Source organism: Arsukibacterium sp. MJ3 (assembly GCF_000987765.1).
Lineage (GTDB): Bacteria > Pseudomonadota > Gammaproteobacteria > Enterobacterales > Alteromonadaceae > Alishewanella.
The window spans coordinates 1-770 of record NZ_LAHP01000092.1 but is presented as its reverse complement, the minus strand read 5'-3'; the positions used below and the strand labels follow the sequence as shown (position 1 = coordinate 770).

Here is a 770-nt window from a genome sequence, read left to right as displayed (position 1 = left end):
GTCAACAACAAATACTGCTGTATCCGTATCAAGATCGATGAATTGCTTACGCTCTTCACTTACGTCGATAGTTGCAGTTAAACGATCGCCTGCAGCTGAAGTTACAGTTGCAAACTGGCTAGCAACACCGAAAATAGTTGCAGTGTCAGATGAACCAATTTTGGTTTCTGAATTGCCCAAATATGCTTGATAAGAAACAGTAGCAGTTTCAGTAACGTCAGCATAATCAAATTCGGCGCTGATATCGAACTCGCTGCCTGAAGTATTACCCGTTACGCCAGTTGCACGTAAAATCGCTAAGCCAGTAGCCGCATCATAAGAGATAATACTTGCTGTACCAATAACAGTAATTCCGCCGTCAGCGCTTATATCACCACCAGCTACGCTAGTTGGGAATACACCAGAGAACTGAACACGAATCGTATCGTTATCTGCATAGTTAGTTGAAAGTTTAACGGTAACTGTTTTCGACGCAGTTTCCGCGCCCGCAGTTGCAACGTATTCGCTAGATACCCACTCTGGAGTATTATCTAATTCCGCTGCTAATGCGCTTGAGCTAAAGCCTAAAACGGCAACAGCAACAAGTGATTTTTTAAACATGTTATTCATGCTTTTCTCCAATTTCTAGAAATTGAGAATTTTTGGCATCATGCCGTATTCTCGGGTTTTGTTGTTAAAATTTTAATAACGGCCGCAAAGCAACGGCACTGTTGTCATTCTACTTGAGCCATATTACATGTCAATGCGTACGTAACAATTGTTGCATTAAT

The 770-nt window shown here is 41.6% G+C and carries 1 protein-coding gene; it reads right to left on the bottom strand.

The genetic code is table 11. The features are described 5' to 3' along the window. Positions 1-609: hypothetical protein (locus VT06_RS16900; protein WP_046555501.1), on the bottom strand; the 609-nt coding region annotated here is incomplete at its 3' end. Positions 610-770: the final 161 nt, after the last annotated feature.